At 46.8% G+C, this 17,595-nt stretch carries 11 protein-coding genes, 5 tRNA genes and 3 rRNA genes; 14 read left to right on the top strand and 5 right to left on the bottom strand.

Annotated elements, in window-relative coordinates:
- The gene (gene purE / locus A9237_RS08090) at positions 1-486 is read right to left on the bottom strand and encodes a 5-(carboxyamino)imidazole ribonucleotide mutase (protein WP_005440742.1); all 486 of its coding nucleotides are present in this window, start codon (positions 484-486) and stop codon (positions 1-3) included.
- A gap of 200 nt (positions 487-686) precedes the next feature.
- On the opposite strand from purE, the gene tsaC reads away from it, so the two are divergent.
- From tsaC to A9237_RS08070, 4 genes are all read left to right on the top strand, one after another.
- The gene (tsaC, locus tag A9237_RS08085) at positions 687-1,244 is read left to right on the top strand and encodes an L-threonylcarbamoyladenylate synthase type 1 TsaC (protein ID WP_045416825.1); all 558 of its coding nucleotides are present in this window, start codon (positions 687-689) and stop codon (positions 1,242-1,244) included.
- A gap of 34 nt (positions 1,245-1,278) precedes the next feature.
- Positions 1,279-2,196 (top strand): oxygen-dependent coproporphyrinogen oxidase, encoded by a 918-nt coding sequence (hemF, locus tag A9237_RS08080; protein ID WP_078608010.1) that lies wholly within the window; start codon positions 1,279-1,281, stop codon positions 2,194-2,196.
- 99 nt (positions 2,197-2,295) lie between these two features.
- Positions 2,296-3,129 carry a shikimate dehydrogenase gene (gene aroE, locus A9237_RS08075; RefSeq protein WP_078608009.1) on the top strand — a complete coding sequence of 278 codons (834 nt, stop codon included), beginning with the start codon at positions 2,296-2,298 and terminating at the stop codon, positions 3,127-3,129.
- Positions 3,130-3,132: 3 nt separating this feature from the next.
- On the top strand, positions 3,133-3,396 hold the full coding sequence (locus A9237_RS08070) for a DUF1488 family protein (protein ID WP_009708001.1): 264 nt from the start codon (positions 3,133-3,135) through the stop codon (positions 3,394-3,396).
- Positions 3,397-3,410: 14 nt separating this feature from the next.
- Here A9237_RS08070 and A9237_RS08065 read toward each other — a convergent pair whose 3' ends face one another.
- On the bottom strand, positions 3,411-3,962 hold the full coding sequence (locus A9237_RS08065; protein ID WP_078608008.1) for a gamma carbonic anhydrase family protein: 552 nt from the start codon (positions 3,960-3,962) through the stop codon (positions 3,411-3,413).
- 505 nt (positions 3,963-4,467) lie between these two features.
- Between A9237_RS08065 and A9237_RS08060 the strand changes: the two genes are divergently transcribed.
- The 8 genes from A9237_RS08060 to A9237_RS08025 all read left to right on the top strand — a co-directional run bounded on the left by A9237_RS08060 (position 4,468) and on the right by A9237_RS08025 (position 9,972).
- A 16S ribosomal RNA gene (locus A9237_RS08060) occupies positions 4,468-6,019 on the top strand.
- 89 nt (positions 6,020-6,108) lie between these two features.
- Positions 6,109-6,184, top strand: a tRNA-Glu gene (locus A9237_RS08055).
- Between the two features lie 2 nt (positions 6,185-6,186).
- Positions 6,187-6,262: transfer RNA gene (locus A9237_RS08050), tRNA-Lys, on the top strand.
- Positions 6,263-6,286: 24 nt separating this feature from the next.
- Positions 6,287-6,362 (top strand) — tRNA-Ala (locus A9237_RS08045).
- 35 nt (positions 6,363-6,397) lie between these two features.
- Positions 6,398-6,473, top strand: a tRNA-Val gene (locus A9237_RS08040).
- A 294-nt stretch (positions 6,474-6,767) separates the two neighbouring features.
- Positions 6,768-9,654, top strand: a 23S ribosomal RNA gene (locus A9237_RS08035).
- A gap of 92 nt (positions 9,655-9,746) precedes the next feature.
- Positions 9,747-9,863, top strand: a 5S ribosomal RNA gene (gene rrf, locus A9237_RS08030).
- The 16S, 23S and 5S rRNA genes sit together here with 5 tRNA genes alongside, the layout of an rRNA operon.
- Positions 9,864-9,895: 32 nt before the next feature.
- Positions 9,896-9,972, top strand: a tRNA-Asp gene (locus A9237_RS08025).
- A gap of 497 nt (positions 9,973-10,469) precedes the next feature.
- On the opposite strand, the gene ilvY is transcribed toward A9237_RS08025, so the two are convergent.
- Complete coding sequence (gene ilvY / locus A9237_RS08020) at positions 10,470-11,360, bottom strand: HTH-type transcriptional activator IlvY (protein ID WP_078608007.1); 891 nt, start codon at positions 11,358-11,360, stop codon at positions 10,470-10,472.
- Between the two features lie 142 nt (positions 11,361-11,502).
- Between ilvY and ilvC the strand changes: the two genes are divergently transcribed.
- Entirely contained in the window at positions 11,503-12,987 is a 1,485-nt protein-coding gene (ilvC, locus tag A9237_RS08015; protein WP_005434660.1) for a ketol-acid reductoisomerase, read from the top strand.
- Between the two features lie 227 nt (positions 12,988-13,214).
- Complete coding sequence (gene tnpA, locus A9237_RS08010) at positions 13,215-13,649, top strand: IS200/IS605 family transposase (protein WP_078608006.1); 435 nt, start codon at positions 13,215-13,217, stop codon at positions 13,647-13,649.
- Between the two features lie 430 nt (positions 13,650-14,079).
- Here tnpA and ubiK read toward each other — a convergent pair whose 3' ends face one another.
- Both ubiK and vmeD read right to left on the bottom strand, forming a co-directional pair.
- Positions 14,080-14,331, bottom strand: coding sequence for a ubiquinone biosynthesis accessory factor UbiK (gene ubiK, locus A9237_RS08000; RefSeq protein ID WP_078608004.1), 252 nt, complete (start codon positions 14,329-14,331; stop codon positions 14,080-14,082).
- A gap of 131 nt (positions 14,332-14,462) precedes the next feature.
- Positions 14,463-17,585 carry a multidrug efflux RND transporter permease subunit VmeD gene (gene vmeD, locus A9237_RS07995; RefSeq protein ID WP_005434659.1) on the bottom strand — a complete coding sequence of 1,041 codons (3,123 nt, stop codon included), beginning with the start codon at positions 17,583-17,585 and terminating at the stop codon, positions 14,463-14,465.
- Between the last annotated feature and the right edge of the window lie 10 nt (positions 17,586-17,595).

Below are 17,595 nucleotides of genomic sequence, written 5' to 3'. Positions count from 1 at the left end.
TTAATCCTCAGCAGGGTTTGGGTTCGCCAATACGGTTTCCGTTTGTTCGTTACGGAACGCTTCGACTTTTGCCATGATCGCTTCATCATGTGTACCAAGGATTTGAGCTGCTAGGATGCCAGCGTTTGCTGCGCCTGCTTCGCCAATCGCCAATGTACCAACCGCAATACCCTTTGGCATTTGTACGATAGAAAGCAGTGAATCCATGCCTTTCAGTGCACGAGACTGAACTGGAACGCCAAGCACAGGTACGCTGGTAAACGCTGCTGCCATACCTGGTAGGTGGGCGGCTCCGCCTGCACCCGCGATGATGACTTTAATACCGCGTTCTTTGGCACTGCTTGCGTAATCAGCCAATAATTGAGGAGTACGGTGAGCTGACACCACCTTTGTTTCGTAAGACACGCCAAATTGATCCAGCATGTCTGCTGCTAGTTTCATGGTTGGCCAATCTGATTTAGAACCCATGATGATACCGACTTTCATCTCAAACTCCTTCAAGCTGCAAAATTAGGTGAGCTGATAAATTTGTGCGCATTATACGGGGATTTTTACCTCAAGCAAACGTTTGCGTGTGTTTGTAAATGGTATTGATACATTTTATAAACAAATTGATTTAGTCTCTGAGAATGAATATTTGTACACTTAGTGCAAACACAACAGATAAGACTATCAGGAAGTAATTGGTGGATAACTTTGAACAGGTGCTTGAAGCACTACAAAAAGGCGAAGTGATTGCCTATCCAACAGAAGGCGTATTTGGTGTCGGCTGTGATCCAGATAACCCAGAAGCGATTCAAAAGTTGCTAGAGCTAAAGCAGCGCCCAGTAGAGAAGGGGCTCATTCTTATTGCTGCGAGCTATGAGCAGCTTTTGCCTTATGTTGATGAATCTCAGTTGACTCAAGATCAGTTAGATAAAGTCCACGCAACTTGGCCAGGGCCATACACTTGGATCATGCCTGCGAGTGACAAAGTCTCTCACTGGGTATCGGGTCAATTTGATTCGATTGCAGTACGTGTGACTGATCATCCTTTAGTACAAAAGATGTGTAATGCATTCGGAAAGCCGCTAACCTCTACTAGCGCGAATCTTACAGGTCTGCCTCCTTGTATGACGACGGAAGAAGTTGAAGAACAGTTAGGTGACCGACTTGTGGCGATCTTACGTGGTGAAACCAGCGGTCGTGACAAGCCTAGTGAAATCCGTGATGCTAAAACCTCGCAAATATTAAGACAGGGCTAACCCTGCTAGTCAGCAATCAATAGGTACTACACGTATGTCAGCAATCGATAAGCACGCCGTAAAGCAGTTCTTGATGTCACTTCAGGATTCCATTTGTCAGCAACTAGAACAAGAAGATGGAAAGGCCGTCTTTGTCGAAGATGCTTGGCAACGTGAAAAAGGAGAGCGTCTTGGTGGCGGTGGCCGCACTCGCGTATTGCGTGATGGTCTTATCTTCGAGCAAGGAGGAGTGAACTTCTCTCATGTAGAAGGTAATGAAATGCCAGCATCAGCGACAGCACATCGTCCAGAGTTAGCGGGTCGTCGTTTTGAAGCGATGGGTGTTTCTTTGGTTATTCACCCTAAAAACCCTTATGTACCGACTTCGCACGCTAATGTCCGCTTCTTTATTGCAGAGAAAGACGGTGAAGACCCAATTTGGTGGTTTGGTGGTGGTTTTGACCTCACGCCTTTCTACCCATTTGAAGAAGATTGCCAATCATGGCACGACACAGCAAAACAGCTTTGTGCACCATTTGGTGAAGACGTTTACGCAGAGCACAAAGCATGGTGTGATAAATACTTCTTCCTACCACATCGAAATGAAACTCGCGGTGTCGGCGGTCTGTTCTTTGATGACCTAAACCAGTGGGAATTTGATAAGTGCTTTGACTACATCAAAGCGGTTGGTGAGGGATACTGTCAAGCTTACCTACCGATCGTTTCTCGTCGTAAAGACATTGAATTTGGTGAACGTGAGCGCGAGTTCCAACTGTACCGACGTGGTCGTTACGTAGAGTTCAACCTAGTGTATGACCGTGGCACTCTGTTTGGTTTGCAAAGTGGTGGTCGTACCGAGTCGATTCTTATGTCAATGCCACCACTTGCGCGTTGGGAATACAGCTATGTGCCGCAAGCAGGTTCTCCAGAGGCCGAGCTTTACGAGCGATACCTAACGCCCCGAGAGTGGTAGGCGCTGAATCTCCTTTTCTATATAGATAGATAGTGATAGGGTCATCTGTAATCAGGTGGCCCTGTTTTTTCTATATAAGTAAGGAATAAAGGTAAGGAAATGACTCAGCAAATTGATCGCTATGCCGTGTTTGGTAACCCTATCGGACACAGTAAGTCGCCATTCATTCACACCTTGTTTGCCCGTCAAACCAATCAGTCTTTGGTGTACACCGCAGAAAGTGCACCTGTTGATGGCTTTATTGATGCAGCTAAGGTGTTTTTTGCTGAAGGTGGCAAGGGGTGCAACATTACCATGCCATTTAAAGAAGACGCTTATCAATTTGCTAACCGTCTGACTGAGCGTGCTCAGTTGGCGGGCGCAGTGAACACTCTCAAGAAGTTAGATGATGGTGAAATCATTGGTGACAACACCGATGGGGCAGGTCTAGTGCAAGATTTGCTTCAGCACCAAGTTGTATTGGAAGGTGCTCGAATCCTAATTATTGGTGCTGGTGGTGCCGCTCGTGGTGTTATTAAGCCACTGCTTGATCAAAAGTCGGCTTCTTTAACCATTACCAACCGTACCTTTAGTAAAGCACAGGAGCTTGCAGAGTTGTTTGTCTCTCATGGCCCTATAGTAGCCAAAGAGATGGAAAGTATTGATGAAAAGTATGATGTCATCATTAATTCCACTTCCGCTTCTCTTAGTGGTGAACTGCCTGCTATCTCTTCCTCTATCTTTGCCGCTAACAGTACAAGCTATGACATGATTTATGGCAAAGGGGTGACGAGCTTTAACTTATGGGCAAGAGAAAATGGTGCCGCTCATGCGTATGACGGTCTTGGAATGCTAGTTGGGCAGGCTGCAGAAAGCTTCATGCTCTGGCGCGGCTTACGTCCCGGTGCTAAACAAATTCTCAGAGAACTAAGAAAGAACCTTGAAGGTCAATAATCAATGAATCAATCTATCCTATTCCCTGACATGCAGTCTTGGGATGAAGCATCACAATCGGTAAATTTTGCTGCGCAGCAATCTGGTGCGTTGATTGAGTGCTATGTAACAAAACAAAAGTTAGAAAAGCTCAGTGGTTCACTGATTGAAACTGAGCAAGCGGCAATTAAAGTGTTTACTGATTACCGATTCGACCTAGAAGAAATCGCTGAAGAGCTAATAGAAGATGAAGCCTTCGATGAAGAAGGCCATATCATTATCGATTAGCCGACTATACCTGACTACTCATTGATGTCTTCTACTTCGTTAATGTAGTCGTCTTTGTTCTGCACATAGTTGTTGGCAGACTTTTGCAAGAAAGCTCGTTCTTTATCTGATAGAGGGCGAGCTTGCTTAACAGGGCTTCCAACATATAAGTAGCCACTTTCTAATATCTTCCCTGGTGGCACCAAACTTCCTGCCCCAATCATCACATCTGATTCCACTACCACGTTGTCTAAGATAATAGCGCCCATACCGACTAGGACGCGATCGTGGATCTCGCAGCCATGCAACATCACTTTGTGACCTATGGTGACATCATTACCAATGGTGAGTGGGTAGCCTTTGGGGTTTTCTGCGTTTTTATGAGTTACATGAAGTACGCTGCCATCTTGAATGTTGGTTCGCTCTCCAATATGGATATGGTTTACATCACCCCGAGCTGCAACCAATGGCCAGATACTAGAATCATCGCCAATTCGGATATCACCGACTAAAACAGAGGTTGAGTCGACGTATACACGTTCGCCCAACTGAGGACGTATACCTTTATAACTTCTCATTGAACTCATCTTTACTCCTTATAAAGCGTTAATAACGGTGATATCTGGTGAGAAGAGTAGCAAAAACTCGCCTTTTAGAATAAAAAACATTCAAACGATAAAAAAATCAAAAAAAACGAGAAAAAGGGCTTGCCAATGTGATCGCAATCTCTATAATGCCACCTCGCTGACACGGCAACGCTTCGAAGCTTAGGTTTCGAAAGTAAGAAGCCAAGTTAGCAAGCCAATTAGCTAGGCGGAAACGCTTGAAAAAAGTTTGAAAAAAGTGATTGACACTAAACTTTAACTCGCTAAAATGGCCGTCCGATTTGAGCAAAGCTCAATCGGAAAGCTCTTTAACAATATAGACCTATCAATCTGTGTGGGCACTCGTTGATGATAATCCAATTAGAAGCTTCGGCTTCAAATTAGGTTTCAATGATACGAAGTGACCATTGAATCGAAAGATTCAGCACAGTCAATTCAAACATTACATTATGTAATGTTCAGTATTCATTGAGCCGAACAAAATCTTAAATTGAAGAGTTTGATCATGGCTCAGATTGAACGCTGGCGGCAGGCCTAACACATGCAAGTCGAGCGGAAACGAGTTATCTGAACCTTCGGGGAACGATAACGGCGTCGAGCGGCGGACGGGTGAGTAATGCCTAGGAAATTGCCCTGATGTGGGGGATAACCATTGGAAACGATGGCTAATACCGCATAATGTCTACGGGCCAAAGAGGGGGACCTTCGGGCCTCTCGCGTCAGGATATGCCTAGGTGGGATTAGCTAGTTGGTGAGGTAATGGCTCACCAAGGCGACGATCCCTAGCTGGTCTGAGAGGATGATCAGCCACACTGGAACTGAGACACGGTCCAGACTCCTACGGGAGGCAGCAGTGGGGAATATTGCACAATGGGCGCAAGCCTGATGCAGCCATGCCGCGTGTGTGAAGAAGGCCTTCGGGTTGTAAAGCACTTTCAGTCGTGAGGAAGGTAGTGTAGTTAATAGCTGCATTATTTGACGTTAGCGACAGAAGAAGCACCGGCTAACTCCGTGCCAGCAGCCGCGGTAATACGGAGGGTGCGAGCGTTAATCGGAATTACTGGGCGTAAAGCGCATGCAGGTGGTTTGTTAAGTCAGATGTGAAAGCCCGGGGCTCAACCTCGGAATAGCATTTGAAACTGGCAGACTAGAGTACTGTAGAGGGGGTAGAATTTCAGGTGTAGCGGTGAAATGCGTAGAGATCTGAAGGAATACCGGTGGCGAAGGCGGCCCCCTGGACAGATACTGACACTCAGATGCGAAAGCGTGGGGAGCAAACAGGATTAGATACCCTGGTAGTCCACGCCGTAAACGATGTCTACTTGGAGGTTGTGGCCTTGAGCCGTGGCTTTCGGAGCTAACGCGTTAAGTAGACCGCCTGGGGAGTACGGTCGCAAGATTAAAACTCAAATGAATTGACGGGGGCCCGCACAAGCGGTGGAGCATGTGGTTTAATTCGATGCAACGCGAAGAACCTTACCTACTCTTGACATCCAGAGAACTTTTCAGAGATGAATTGGTGCCTTCGGGAACTCTGAGACAGGTGCTGCATGGCTGTCGTCAGCTCGTGTTGTGAAATGTTGGGTTAAGTCCCGCAACGAGCGCAACCCTTATCCTTGTTTGCCAGCGAGTAATGTCGGGAACTCCAGGGAGACTGCCGGTGATAAACCGGAGGAAGGTGGGGACGACGTCAAGTCATCATGGCCCTTACGAGTAGGGCTACACACGTGCTACAATGGCGCATACAGAGGGCAGCAAGCTAGCGATAGTGAGCGAATCCCAAAAAGTGCGTCGTAGTCCGGATTGGAGTCTGCAACTCGACTCCATGAAGTCGGAATCGCTAGTAATCGTGGATCAGAATGCCACGGTGAATACGTTCCCGGGCCTTGTACACACCGCCCGTCACACCATGGGAGTGGGCTGCAAAAGAAGTAGGTAGTTTAACCTTCGGGAGGACGCTTACCACTTTGTGGTTCATGACTGGGGTGAAGTCGTAACAAGGTAGCGCTAGGGGAACCTGGCGCTGGATCACCTCCTTAAACGATGATTACTCACGATGAGTGTCCACACAGATTGATACGGTTTATAAGTAAAAGAGACGAAGATATCCCAATATCTTCAATCCAGTGTCCCGTTCGTCTAGAGGCCTAGGACACCGCCCTTTCACGGCGGTAACAGGGGTTCGACTCCCCTACGGGATACCATTGGGTCGTTAGCTCAGTTGGTAGAGCAGTTGACTTTTAATCAATTGGTCGCAGGTTCGAATCCTGCACGACCCACCATTCTTTAAGAATGACTCTCAAGATGGGGCTATAGCTCAGCTGGGAGAGCGCCTGCCTTGCACGCAGGAGGTCTGCGGTTCGATCCCGCATAGCTCCACCATTCTTGACGTCTACCACAAGACGAAAAACTTATGTGGGCGATTAGCTCAGTTGGGAGAGCACCTGCCTTACAAGCAGGGGGTCACTGGTTCGAGCCCGGTATCGCCCACCATCTTTAAACATTCTCTCTTGAGAGTTTTTAAAAATGGTTACTTCATAAGAAGTGATTAGCTCTTTAACAATTTGGAAAGCTGACAAATCAACAATTTATTGTTGATTGTAAAGTTCTCAATGTTTGTCTTTAAGACAAACACCAACAAACACATTCAAGTGTTCTTGGGAATATCACTTTTAAGTGATTATTCGAAATTGAGTCCGGCAAAATCGAAATGTCTCTCGCTCATTCAAATAATGAGAGACAACTTTGGTGATTTGATTATCAACTCGAAACTCCTTCGGGTTGTATGGTTAAGTGACTAAGCGTACACGGTGGATGCCTTGGCAGTCAGAGGCGATGAAGGACGTATTAACTTGCGATAAGCCCAGATTAGGTAGTAAAAACCATTTGAGTCTGGGATTTCCGAATGGGGAAACCCACTTACATAAGTAAGTATCGCTGCGTGAATACATAGCGCAGCGAGGCGAACCGGGGGAACTGAAACATCTAAGTACCCCGAGGAAAAGAAATCAACCGAGATTCCGAAAGTAGCGGCGAGCGAAATTGGACTAGCCCTTAAGCTTTTTATGCGTCAGGTGAAACTTCTGGAAAGTTGTGCGATACAGGGTGATAGCCCCGTAACTGGCAACGCATATAAAGTGAAATCGAGTAGGGCGGGACACGTGATATCCTGTCTGAATATGGGGGACCATCCTCCAAGGCTAAATACTACTGACTGACCGATAGTGAACCAGTACCGTGAGGGAAAGGCGAAAAGAACCCCTGTGAGGGGAGTGAAATAGAACCTGAAACCGTGTACGTACAAGCAGTAGGAGCACCTTCGTGGTGTGACTGCGTACCTTTTGTATAATGGGTCAGCGACTTATATTCAGTGGCAAGGTTAACCATCTAGGGGAGCCGTAGCGAAAGCGAGTGTTAACTGCGCGACTCAGTCGCTGGATATAGACCCGAAACCAGGTGATCTAGCCATGGGCAGGTTGAAGATTGAGTAACATCAATTGGAGGACCGAACCGACTAATGTTGAAAAATTAGCGGATGACTTGTGGCTAGGGGTGAAAGGCCAATCAAACCTGGAGATAGCTGGTTCTCCCCGAAAGCTATTTAGGTAGCGCCTCGGACGAATACTACTGGGGGTAGAGCACTGTTAAGGCTAGGGGGTCATCCCGACTTACCAACCCTTTGCAAACTCCGAATACCAGTAAGTACTATCCGGGAGACACACGGCGGGTGCTAACGTCCGTCGTGGAGAGGGAAACAACCCAGACCGCCAGCTAAGGTCCCAAATTACTACTAAGTGGGAAACGATGTGGGAAGGCTCAGACAGCCAGGATGTTGGCTTAGAAGCAGCCATCATTTAAAGAAAGCGTAATAGCTCACTGGTCGAGTCGGCCTGCGCGGAAGATGTAACGGGGCTAAGTAGTAAACCGAAGCTGCGGCAATGCACTTTAGTGCATTGGGTAGGGGAGCGTTCTGTAAGCGGTTGAAGGTGTGTGGTAACGCATGCTGGACGTATCAGAAGTGCGAATGCTGACATGAGTAACGATAAAGGGGGTGAAAAACCTCCTCGCCGGAAGACCAAGGGTTCCTGTCCAACGTTAATCGGGCAGGGTAAGTCGACCCCTAAGGCGAGGCCGAAAGGCGTAGTCGATGGGAAACGGGTTAATATTCCCGTACTTCTTACAATTGCGATGGGGGACGGAGAAGGCTAGGTGGGCCTGGCGACGGTTGTCCAGGTTCAAGTGCGTAGGCTGAGAAATTAGGTAAATCCGGTTTCTCTTAAGGCTGAGACACGACGTCGAGCTACTACGGTAGTGAAGTCATTGATGCCATGCTTCCAGGAAAAGCCTCTAAGCTTCAGATTGTAAGGAATCGTACCCCAAACCGACACAGGTGGTCGGGTAGAGAATACCAAGGCGCTTGAGAGAACTCGGGTGAAGGAACTAGGCAAAATGGTACCGTAACTTCGGGAGAAGGTACGCTCTTGATGGTGAAGTCCCTTGCGGATGGAGCTGACGAGAGTCGCAGATACCAGGTGGCTGCAACTGTTTATTAAAAACACAGCACTGTGCAAAATCGTAAGATGACGTATACGGTGTGACGCCTGCCCGGTGCCGGAAGGTTAATTGATGGGGTTAGACTTCGGTCGAAGCTCTTGATCGAAGCCCCGGTAAACGGCGGCCGTAACTATAACGGTCCTAAGGTAGCGAAATTCCTTGTCGGGTAAGTTCCGACCTGCACGAATGGCGTAATGATGGCCACGCTGTCTCCACCCGAGACTCAGTGAAATTGAAATCGCTGTGAAGATGCAGTGTACCCGCGGCTAGACGGAAAGACCCCGTGAACCTTTACTACAGCTTGGCACTGAACATTGACCCTACATGTGTAGGATAGGTGGAGGCTTTGAAGCAAGTACGCCAGTATTTGTGGAGCCGTCCTTGAAATACCACCCTTGTAGTGTTGATGTTCTAACGTTGACCCCTGATCGGGGTTGCGGACAGTGCCTGGTGGGTAGTTTGACTGGGGCGGTCTCCTCCCAAAGAGTAACGGAGGAGCACGAAGGTGGGCTAATCACGGTTGGACATCGTGAGGTTAGTGCAATGGCATAAGCCCGCTTGACTGCGAGAATGACAATTCGAGCAGGTGCGAAAGCAGGTCATAGTGATCCGGTGGTTCTGAATGGAAGGGCCATCGCTCAACGGATAAAAGGTACTCCGGGGATAACAGGCTGATACCGCCCAAGAGTTCATATCGACGGCGGTGTTTGGCACCTCGATGTCGGCTCATCACATCCTGGGGCTGAAGTCGGTCCCAAGGGTATGGCTGTTCGCCATTTAAAGTGGTACGCGAGCTGGGTTTAGAACGTCGTGAGACAGTTCGGTCCCTATCTGCCGTGGGCGTTGGAAGATTGAAGGGGGCTGCTCCTAGTACGAGAGGACCGGAGTGGACGAACCTCTGGTGTTCGGGTTGTGTCGCCAGACGCATTGCCCGGTAGCTAAGTTCGGAATCGATAACCGCTGAAAGCATCTAAGCGGGAAGCGAGCCCTGAGATGAGTCTTCCCTGATACTTTAAGTATCCTAAAGGGTTGTTCGAGACTAGAACGTTGATAGGCAGGGTGTGTAAGCGTTGTGAGGCGTTGAGCTAACCTGTACTAATTGCCCGTGAGGCTTAACCATACAACACCCAAGGGGTTTTGATGGACTCGATGTAAGAACATTGAATGTGTATAAATAGAACTTAACATCAGTTTTCCGAATTAAAGAATTTGCTTGGCGACCATAGCGATTTGGACCCACCTGACTTCCATTCCGAACTCAGAAGTGAAACGAATTAGCGCCGATGGTAGTGTGGGGCTTCCCCATGTGAGAGTAGGACATCGCCAGGCTTTAAATTTAGACTTAAATGTCTAACCAGTGCGGAGCGGTAGTTCAGTTGGTTAGAATACCGGCCTGTCACGCCGGGGGTCGCGGGTTCGAGTCCCGTCCGCTCCGCCACTTATTCAGACAAAGCCCTAGCAGAAATGCTAGGGCTTTTTCGTTTGCGCTATTATTTGGTCTACGACCAACGAGTTCCGCTCGTGTGCAAGCCCAGCCACTCTATTATTTATTTAGAAACCCAGTCTTCTGACTGGACTTTGTCGTTTAAAAGCAAAGAGATTTTTCCTTTTCAGAGAGTGAGAGCTAGTTGTCCGCAAGCCCGGACGACTAGGCATCCTCACCATTCTGCTACTTATATAGAAACCCAGTCTTTGGACTAGACTTTGTCGTTTCTGATATCCTCAGCTCCCTGTGTCTGTTGCGGAGTTTGATCTGTCAGATAAAGATCTTATTTCTCTTTTGTCAGCGTCCATTTTCTAAATCTAAAAAGCATTTAAAGGTAAGTACTTACTTAATCTGCTCGCTTTGCTAATAATGTCTTTGTTATGTGAGTAGTGACGCTAGTTTCTCTCAAGCGTAGTTCTATATTTTTATTTCATTTGAATGAGGCATGTCTACAGGGAGATATACTTACTTTCTGCGACTTCCCATAGGGCTTTCACTAATGGATTTTCTAGTTGGCTCTTGATGCAACAGACCCCGAGCTCAAATGGTTTTATAGGTAGAACCTTGAGTCGATTTATCTTCTCTCTAACAGGACTGTTGTTGATTACCACATCCGGTGCGATACCGACGCCACAACCTAAAGCCACCATACTGACAATGGCTTCGTGCCCTGCCACTTGTGCATAGATGTTTGGTTTGATCTTCATTTGCTTAAACCAAACATTCGCTCTTTCTCTTGCTGTGCCTGCTTCTGGGAGAATAAAAGGGATCGTTGACCAATCTGGGGTTTCTTTCTGTAGCTCTTCAGCAAAACTGCTGACTCCAACTGGGGCAATAACCGATAGAGGTATCTCGCTGATTGGTTCAAAAGCAACTTTAGCGGGTAGTTGGTCTGGCTTTGCAGAGATCGCGATATCTGCTTCATCCACCAAAATCTTATCGATGGCTTGGGCTGGATCCCCGGTAGAGAGCTTAAACTCAATAAATGGGTGTTGTATGCGGAATTCGGAAATAAGTTCTGGGAGGTGGCTGTAACTTGCCGTTACCGAGCAAAATAAACGTATCTCCCCTTTTAACTCGTCTTCTGTTCCTTTGACGTAGCTTTGGTATTGCTGCCATTCCCCCAAGATCTTTAGTGCAACAGGCAACAGCTTCTTTCCTTGAACCGTTAATTCGACACTTCGGTTATCACGCAAGAACAGCTGTTGGTGTGTTTCTTCTTCCAATTTCTGGATCTGCCGACTCAGCGCGGAAGGGCTGATATGCATTGCTGCCGCTGTCTTAGCGAAGCTTTTACTATCACATAGGTGAATGAATAGTTGCAGGCTTTTGATGTTCATTAAATCTTCACTTCCATGTTGCATTAATTGCAATAAGTAATTGTGAATATATCACTTTCAGCAACAGAATGTCTGTTTTAGTATGAACTCATTCGGTAACACAAATACCGACCTCTATGGAAGAATGTTAAGGAGCACCCAGATGGCTAACTATTTCAATACCCTAAACTTGCGTGAGCAATTGGACCAACTTGGTCGTTGTCGCTTTATGGACCGCGAAGAATTCGCATCAGAAGCAGATTACCTAAAAGGTAAGAAAGTGGTCATCGTAGGTTGTGGTGCTCAAGGCCTTAACCAAGGTCTGAACATGCGTGACTCTGGCCTAGACGTTGCTTACGCTCTACGCCAAGCTGCGATCGACGAGCAACGTCAATCGTTCAAAAACGCAAAAGATAATGGCTTTGAAGTAGGCAGCTACGAAACGCTAATCCCAGAAGCTGACCTAGTAATCAACCTAACCCCAGACAAGCAACACACGAACGTTGTTGAAACGGTAATGCCGTTAATGAAAGAAGGCGCAGCACTGGGCTACTCACACGGTTTCAACGTTGTTGAAGAAGGCATGCAAATCCGTAAAGACCTAACAGTTGTTATGGTTGCGCCTAAGTGTCCGGGTACAGAAGTGCGTGAAGAGTACAAGCGTGGTTTCGGTGTACCAACACTAATCGCGGTTCACCCAGAGAATGATCCAAAAGGTGAAGGTTGGGATATCGCGAAAGCTTGGGCTGCAGGTACAGGTGGTCACCGCGCAGGTTGTCTAGAGTCTTCATTCGTAGCAGAAGTTAAATCTGACCTAATGGGTGAGCAAACTATCCTATGTGGCATGCTACAAGCTGGTTCTATCGTTTCTTACGAGAAGATGGTTGCTGACGGCATCGACCCAAGCTATGCAGGTAAGCTTCTTCAATACGGTTGGGAAACCATCACTGAAGCACTGAAGTTTGGTGGTATCACTCACATGATGGATCGTCTATCAAACCCAGCAAAAGTAAAAGCATTTGAGCTTTCTGAAGAGCTAAAAGAGCTGATGCGTCCGCTATACAACAAGCACATGGATGACATCATCACAGGTGAATTCTCAAGCACTATGATGGCTGACTGGGCAAACGACGATGCAAACCTACTAGGCTGGCGTGAAGAAACGGGCGAAACTGCTTTCGAAAACTACCCAGCAGGCGATATCGAAATCTCTGAGCAAGAGTACTTCGACAACGGCATTCTATTGGTAGCTATGGTTCGTGCCGGTGTTGAGCTAGCGTTCGAAGCAATGACAGCATCAGGCATCATCGATGAATCTGCATACTACGAGTCACTACACGAGCTACCGCTAATCGCAAACACAGTTGCCCGTAAGCGCCTGTACGAAATGAACGTGGTAATTTCAGATACAGCGGAGTACGGTAACTACCTATTCGCTAACGTAGCAACACCGCTACTACGTGAGAAGTTCATGCCATCAGTAAGCACCGACGTAATCGGTAAAGGCCTAGGCGAGTCGTCTAACCAAGTAGATAACGCTACGCTAATCGCAGTAAACGAAGCGATTCGTAACCACCCAGTAGAGTACATCGGTGAAGAGCTACGTGGTTACATGACTGATATGAAGAACATCGCAGTAGGCGGCTAATTTCTATATAAATTAGTAAAGAACTCCAGATAGACTGGGGTCAATAAATACAACATACAACACAACATCTAATTAAAAGGCTTGGTCGCCGTTGACCAAGCCTTTTTATTTTCAGCCCTAAACCACCTACTTCAGTAGGTGGTTATCATCCGTTTCGGCTTTGCCTGTAAAACTACTCATGCTAAATGCGTCTTTGATTTTTCCAGAAGTCAAAGAGGACAAATAACATGAGTAGATTCAATCAAGCTTCCCACGTATTTTGGCGATGTCAATACCATATAGTGTGGACTCCAAAGTATCGATTTAGGATCTTGAAGAACAATATAGGTAAAGAAGTTTATCGATGTATTTATGTTTACTGTAATCAACTTGGATTTGAAGTAGTAGAGTTAAACATACAAGTTGACCACGTGCATTTAGTAGTAAAGATTCCACCAAAGCTATCGATATCCAAGTTGATGGGGGTATTGAAAGGCAAAATAGCCTTAAAGCTATTTAGTAAGTTTCCTCATCTTAGGAAGAACAGGCTTTGGGGTAATCACTTTTGGCAAAGAGGCTATTTTGTCGATAGTGTTGGAATCAATGAAGAAATCATACGCCGATATGTAAGACATCAAGAGAAGCAAGAGCGAGTAGAGCAGCACCAGTTGGCGTTGGATTAAACAAAGGCCCCCTTTTAGGGGGCTCACACAAAGCCACCTTCTTTAGAAGGTGGTAATTTACTTTTATGAAGATGGGCTTTTTCCTTTGAACCGTGGGAGTGCTTCGCTGTTAAAATCGGAAGTGTTCGTTGGGATAGAATTGAAAGAAGTTGAGGTGCAGTAAGTGTTGACCGAATTTGTCCTTAAGAAGACAAAATTGAAGTGAATCCTGAATCCTGAATCCTGAATCCTGAATCCTGAATCCTGAATCCTGAATCCTGAATCCTGAATCCTGAATCCTGAATCCTGAATCCTGAATCCTGAATCCTGAATCCTGAATCCTGAATCCCAAAAAACAAAAAGGGTTGACGTGCACACGCCAACCCTTAAGAATTTTCTCGCTTCTCGCTTCTCGCTTCTCGCTTCTCGCTTCTCGCTTCTCGCTTCTCGCTTATTTATCAGCTAGCTTTTCTTCAAGCTCAGCCAATTTCCTTTCCATCTCTGTCAGCTTTTGACGTGTACGCAGCAGAACTTGAGTTTGTACGTCGAATTCTTCACGGCTAACAACGTCTAGCTTGTTTAGCTGACCTTGGATTACTTGGCGAACTTTTTGATCAACATCCGCACCTAGCTCTTTTACTGGCTGTGGCATTGATTCGTGAATTTGTTTAGCGATTTGCTCTAATTTCTTTGGGTCAAACATAGTGGCTAAAACTCCTTTTGATTTGCCCACATTCTATGTAAATGATACGGGAAAGTCGCCATTTAGATGGCAAAAAAGAGAGCAGCAATAAAAAAGGTCACCGGAGTGACCTTTTTCTTAGTGCTTTATGCTTACTTGTTATCTGCTAATTCGCGGTGAGCGGCTTTCGCTTCATCCACTCGAGCTAGCTTTTCCAAGTCTTTGTCTTCAACAAACACTGGCAGTGGCTTGTGTTTCTCAGCTAGGTAGCTGTAAATCACAGGCAGTACGAATAGCGTAAACAGCGTACCGATCGCCAGGCCAGCAACGATTACGATACCGATACTAAAGCGCTGTTCAGCACCTGCGCCTGTTGCGTACATCAGTGGGATAAGACCTGCAATCATCGCTGCCGTCGTCATCAGGATTGGACGAAGACGAACTTTCGCCGCTTCCATTACCGCATCGATACGAGACAGTTTGTTATGTAACTGCTCTTCTTTCGCCACCTCACAGATCAAGATACCGTGTTTGGTAATCAGACCAACCAGGGTAATCAAACCAACCTGCGAGTAGATGTTCATCGATGCCGTACCCCACGCCAGAGCAATCAATGCACCACATACCGCTAGCGGTACCGATACCATGATTACAATTGGATCGCGGATAGATTCAAACTGAATCGCCAGTACTAGGAAGATGATCGCCAGTGCCAAACCAAATGTTGCGTATAGTGCGCTACCTTCCGTTACAAACTGACGCGCTTCACCCATGTAGTCATGGTTGTAGCCTGATGGCAGTTTGTTTTGTGCCACGTCTTCGAACCAGTTGATTGCATCACCCATTGCTACACCAGGTGCTGGTACTGCACCAACCGTTGCTGAGTTTAGCTGGTTGAAGTGAGGCAGTGAGCGAGGCTCTGCGACAACATCAATCGTGATCAAGCTGCCAAGTGGCACTGCTTTACCGTCAACTGAGCGTACGTAGTAGTTCTTCATCGACTCTGGGTTTAGACGCCACTTACGTTCTACTTGAGGGATAACCTCATATGAACGTCCATTTAGGTCGATACGGTTTACGTAACCATCCGCCATCATGGTACTTAGCGTCACACCAATGTCTTGCATGGTCACGCCGTATGCACCAGCTTTGTCTTTGTCGATGCTGATCTTCATCGTTGCTGAATCGTAGTTCAGATCCAGATCCGAGTAGACGAACATTGGACTCTTCGATACGTCAGTCAAGATATCACTAGCGATAGTAAACAGGCTTTCGAAGCTGTTTGGTGTAGTGATAACGAACTGAATCGGCAGACCTGAACCTGCACCAGGAAGTTCTGGCATTTGGAAGGCAGTTACTGACATACCTGGTACATGAGAAACAAGGTCACCTACACGTTTAGTGATGTCTGCTTGGCTTGCTTCACGCTCACTCCAAGGTTTCAGAGTTGCTAGGCCGAATGCTTGGTTCGAGTTTGGTACACCGTTAAACACCTGAGCGTATTCTACTTCTGGTTGGTCAGATAGAATCTTGTTTACGTCGTTCATGGTGTTTTGGATGTAGTCCAAGTTCGCGTTTGATGGCGCAGTACCCATTAGTACAACTACACCTTTATCTTCCGAAGGTGCCAGTTCACTTGGAATGAACTTGAACAGAATCGGCAAACTTGCAAATACAATGATCGCAAACGCGATGATCACAGGACGGTGTGCCATCACTGATGTCAGCATTTTCTCGTAACGGTTGGTCATGCCATCCAATACGTGATGTACTTTCTGCTCAAATTTGCTTGGCTCTTCATTTGCCTTAAGCATCTTTGAACACATCATCGGTGATAGAGTTAATGCGATAATACCGGATACAAATACCGCACCCGCTAGGGTTAACGCGAACTCTTTAAATAGCGAACCTGTAATACCACCCATCAACGCGATTGGCGCATATACCGCACCCAGCGTTAGGGTCATTGCAATTACTGGTACCGCAATTTCACGTGTACCGATAATGGCTGCACGGAACGGGGATTCGCCTTCTTTAATGTGACGGTCGACGTTTTCAAGAACAACGATCGCGTCATCCACCACCAGACCGATGGCGAGTACCATTGCCAGAAGTGTCATCAAGTTCCACGAGAAACCCATTGCCTGCATCACCATAGCTACGCCAATCAGTGATAGCGGGATGGTAACGATAGGAATCACAACCGCACGGAATGAACCTAGGAATAGGGTGATAACCACAAGTACGATCACCGCTGCTTCAAGAATGGTTTTCACAACTTCGTGAATTGATTCGTTGATTGCGATGGTTGAGTCATACATCACGTTCATTTTGATATTACTTGGCAAGTTACGCTCTAATTGAGGCAATAGCGCAAGAACATCAGCTGCGATGTTAATCGGGTTAGCACTCGGTGCCGCGTTAATTGCTGCAACTACTGCTTCCTGACCGTTCGCACTTGCACGGTAGATATCGTGGCTCTTTTCTAGCGTTACTTTCGCAATATCGCCAAGACGAATCACATCACCGTCGCCAGTTTTAACAACCAGAGCTTCGAGCTCAGCAACGTTGGATACCTGAGTATCTGCGCTACCGTTGTAAAGAACGAACTCACCTGTTGCCTGACCAGTTGCAGATTGGTAGTTGTTGGCATTCAACACGCCCATCACATCTGTCGCAGTCAGCTTAAGTGCACCCATTTTCGCTGGATCTAGCCATACGCGCAGTGCGTATTTCATACCACCGTATAGGTCAACTTTCGATACACCGTTTACCGTAAATAGCTGCGGGTTGATTACACGCTCAAGGTAGTCGGTGATCTGGCTCGAAGACAGTTCATCACTGGTGAAACCAATGTACAGTACCGCGGTAGTCGAACCTGTCGACATGGTTACTGTCGGGTCTTCTGCTTCTTTTGGAAGCTGTGAACGAACCGAGTTGGTTTTCGCCAGAATGTCAGACAGCGCCGCATTCGGGTCGGTGTTCAACTTCATGTTTACGGTAATGGTAGACGTACCTAGAACCGAGGATGAAGTCATATAGTCAATATTATCGGCCTGCGCGACGGCTTGCTCCAAAGGCTGAGTAATAAAGCCTTGGATCAAGTCAGCACTTGCACCGTAATAACTGGTGGTTACGGTAACCACCGTGTTTGTCATTTCAGGGTATTCTCGAACCTGCATCTTGAATACGGCTTGTAAACCAAGCAACGCAATCAAAAAGCTGATCGATACCGCTAAAACTGGACGTTTAATAAAAACATCAGTAAAGCGCATGATGCCTCCA

It is taken from the genome of Vibrio owensii, from assembly GCF_002021755.1.
Lineage (GTDB): Bacteria > Pseudomonadota > Gammaproteobacteria > Enterobacterales > Vibrionaceae > Vibrio > Vibrio owensii.
This window is presented reverse-complemented; position numbering and strand designations above follow the sequence as displayed.

Bases quoted from the DNA above. Each gene is read 5' to 3' on its own strand.
- purE (WP_005440742.1), bottom strand. From the start codon at position 486: ATGAAAGTCGGTATCATCATGGGTTCTAAATCAGATTGGCCAACCATG.
- hemF (WP_078608010.1), top strand. From the start codon at position 1,279: ATGTCAGCAATCGATAAGCACGCCGTAAAGCAGTTCTTGATGTCACTT.
- aroE (WP_078608009.1), top strand. From the start codon at position 2,296: ATGACTCAGCAAATTGATCGCTATGCCGTGTTTGGTAACCCTATCGGA.
- A9237_RS08070 (WP_009708001.1), top strand. From the start codon at position 3,133: ATGAATCAATCTATCCTATTCCCTGACATGCAGTCTTGGGATGAAGCA.
- A9237_RS08065 (WP_078608008.1), bottom strand. From the start codon at position 3,962: ATGAGTTCAATGAGAAGTTATAAAGGTATACGTCCTCAGTTGGGCGAA.
- ilvY (WP_078608007.1), bottom strand. From the start codon at position 11,360: ATGAACATCAAAAGCCTGCAACTATTCATTCACCTATGTGATAGTAAA.
- ilvC (WP_005434660.1), top strand. From the start codon at position 11,503: ATGGCTAACTATTTCAATACCCTAAACTTGCGTGAGCAATTGGACCAA.
- tnpA (WP_078608006.1), top strand. From the start codon at position 13,215: ATGAGTAGATTCAATCAAGCTTCCCACGTATTTTGGCGATGTCAATAC.
- ubiK (WP_078608004.1), bottom strand. From the start codon at position 14,331: ATGTTTGACCCAAAGAAATTAGAGCAAATCGCTAAACAAATTCACGAA.
- vmeD (WP_005434659.1), bottom strand. From the start codon at position 17,585: ATGCGCTTTACTGATGTTTTTATTAAACGTCCAGTTTTAGCGGTATCG.